We start from the raw sequence: 2,777 nt of genomic DNA, 5'->3' as shown, positions 1-2,777 counted from the left end.
AGGGCTGGTGTGACCAGTCCCCGGGGTACTCGCCCTGGTCGTGGGCGGGAGTCCGCGGAGAAGATCATCCGTCAGCGGTTGATTTCGAGGTTCGTCAGGACGAGCAGGGCTCGCAGGAGGCGGGTGGCGCGGGCGGGGTCGGTGCGGAGCTTGGTGAGGATCCGCCAGTTCTTGAGGTGGGCGAAGCCGTGCTCGACCGGTGCGCGTCCGACTGCGAGGACGCGGTTAGCCTCCTTCTCGCCTCGCGTGAGCTTGTGGGTACGAGTGGCGATGTAGCCGGTGGCGATTACGGGGTCGAGGATGTCGTTGTCCAGGCCGCGGAAGCCGAGGTCGGCCAGCGCGCCGAGGCCGGCGGCGCGCAGGTGGGTCAGGACGTGGTCATGGCGGGCCGCGGTGTTGTCGTGGGTGCGGCCGGGCCGGGCGGCGGATATCCAGATCAGGCGGCCCTTCTCGTCGGTCAGGGCGAGGAAGTGCAAGCCGTGGCTGCGGTGCTTGCCGGAGTAGTTCCGCCGGTCGGCCTTTCCGGTGCGGCGCTGGGTACGGATGAGGGTGCCGTCGATCAGGACCACCTCCCCGCCCTGCTTCGTGACCTTCTTCAGGGCGCGGTCCAGGCGCGGTGCCTGGGCGGCGAGCAGTCCGATCAGCTCGTCGCGCCAGCGTCGGACGGTGGACTCGGACACGTTGTTGCCGCCGGCCATGTCGGCCAGGCGCTGGTCGTGGCGCAGTACGGCCAGGACGATGACCGCGATCTTCCCCGGCGGCAGGATTCGCCATCGGGTCCGGATCGCCTTCAGATGGCGCCGTAGCAGATCGGCGAGGTGGTTGACGGTGCGCGTGGACAGTGGCAGGCGGCACTGGTAGACAGGCGGGCAGGTGTTCTCGGCGCGCTTTTTGGTATTCGTCACACAATTCCAACGGCCGCCGAGGGCACCCCGGTTACGCCCGTGTAGAGCCGCTTCGAGTGGCGGTGTTCCTGGTCATAGGCGGGTGGTGAACCGGCCGTCGGGCAGTTTGCGCAGCCAGCCGCGGTCGACGAGTCTGACCAGCTTGCTGCGTAGCGGTTCCAGCTTGGCCTTCACGCTGACGTCCACCCCCACCACCTCGCCGACCTCGCGGGCCATGACTGGTCCGGCGGCCTGCCGCACGGCGGCGATGATGCGCTGGTAGTCCCACGGCAGCGAGTTCTCCTCCAAGCCCGGTTCGCGGTGCGGGATCAACATCACCGTCTGTCCGCCCACTTGCCCGGGCACCGGCCTGGCGGAGGCGCGTTCCTCGGCAAGCTGCCCGGTCATCCGTTCAAGGACACGCTCGGCGACGGCGAGTTCGTCCCGCTCAGCCCGCACTCCCGCCAGCTGTTTGGCCAGCTGCTCTTCGAGTTCGTCCAGTTCCGCACGCCGCGCGGTAATCCGTTTCAGCAGCTCGGGATCCAGCATGCACCGGATCATAGAAGGCCACCGGTCACGGCGAACAAGAACCGCCTAGTTTCGTTCACTTCAAGCAGCAGCGACTGTCTGCCGGTTTGTGCAGGCCGTCGGTTCCTGGTCGTGGATACTGGCAGGCCGCAGCTTGACCCGGCATTCCACACTTCTGGCGGACATGCTGCAGGTATGCCCAGGACACGGCCCGGCCTCGTTATCGGCGTCCGTTTAGCCCTTCTTCCAGAGGGTCACGTCGAGTACGACACGATCTGGAGAGTGCATCGAGCCTGAGCCTGCGTCACCCCCAAAGCTCTTCACCTGGAGGAGGGCCACCCCGGCATCCGTAGCTGTGCAGATCAGCGTGCCCGGCTTGACTTGGCCCTGGTTCTTACTCGGGGCAAGGTTGATGTAGTCCATACCGGCACTTTGCGCCGAATCGGCGCAGTCCTTCGGGCCCGTCGGCTTCGAGGGGACGACCCCCCAGGGATTGTTACTGCCGAAGGCGCCCCAGATGCAGTTCCCGTAGTAGAAGTCGAGTGGCACCTGCTGACCGTTGTTGGCGGCCTGTGTCTTCATGTTCCTGATGTCTTCGTCAGAGTAGAACTTGGAGGTTCGCTCCTCGAAGTCGGCGTACCAGCTTCCGCCGCAGTCCGGCAGTGTGAGGCCGAGCGTCTTGTGCTCGTAGACGAGGGAGTAGGTCGCAGGCGCTGCAGATTCAGCTGATGCAGCAGACGATGGCAAAGGAGAGCTTGCGGACGGCGCCGGGGACTTGCCTTGGCCGCCCTCGTTGTGGTCACGGCCGGCGCAGTCGGCGCCCGTGCTGCAGTTGTTCTGTGTGCCGATCTCCGTTCCACCGCACGCCGACAACGCCAGAACGGCGCTCACTACAGGGACGGCCCCTCGGATGGCACCCACCCTCAACGCTCTTGGGAAGCCCTTCATCGTCCGTTCTCGTTGACATCGCGACCTGCGCACGTGGACGAGTTGCTGCAATCGTTCCTGACGCCACCCTTGTCGGAGTCTGCCAAGAGCATCGCCGCGCCAGTGATCAGCGCGGCAATGATCGTGGCTGTGATGGTCCCGACGCCAATCCACTGGTTCCTGGTCATACCTCATCCCCCGTTTGTCGGCTGTCCTCGGATCACAGGCATTATCTGCAACGCCGCCACCCTGCATCTGGTTCCGTTGCAGTTTCGGAACACACAGTGTCTGAATCAGCACACAACAAGTCTCCGCAGACCACCTCTACCGCAGGGACGAGGGCTTCTGGTGATAGGACTCATCTCCGCATGCGCAGCGAGCACCTCAGTGCCGCCAAACTCGCGCAACTCGTGAGCAAGCCAACGAGCGAACGGACCA

At 65.3% G+C, this 2,777-nt stretch carries 3 protein-coding genes; all 3 read right to left on the bottom strand.

Annotation, left to right across the window (positions count from 1 at the left end):
* Nucleotides 1-71 precede the first annotated feature (71 nt).
* The gene (locus tag IE172_RS30775; RefSeq protein WP_190100605.1) at nt 72-905 is read right to left on the bottom strand and encodes a transposase family protein; all 834 of its coding nucleotides are present in this window, start codon (nt 903-905) and stop codon (nt 72-74) included.
* A gap of 72 nt (nt 906-977) precedes the next feature.
* Entirely contained in the window at nt 978-1,433 is a 456-nt protein-coding gene (locus IE172_RS30770; protein WP_190100604.1) for a hypothetical protein, read from the bottom strand.
* 213 nt (nt 1,434-1,646) lie between these two features.
* Complete coding sequence (locus tag IE172_RS30765) at nt 1,647-2,303, bottom strand: hypothetical protein (RefSeq protein WP_190100603.1); 657 nt, start codon at nt 2,301-2,303, stop codon at nt 1,647-1,649.
* Nucleotides 2,304-2,777: the final 474 nt, after the last annotated feature.

The organism is Streptomyces griseoflavus (assembly GCF_014649995.1).
GTDB classification, from domain to species: domain Bacteria; phylum Actinomycetota; class Actinomycetes; order Streptomycetales; family Streptomycetaceae; genus Streptomyces; species Streptomyces griseoflavus.
This window is presented reverse-complemented; position numbering and strand designations above follow the sequence as displayed.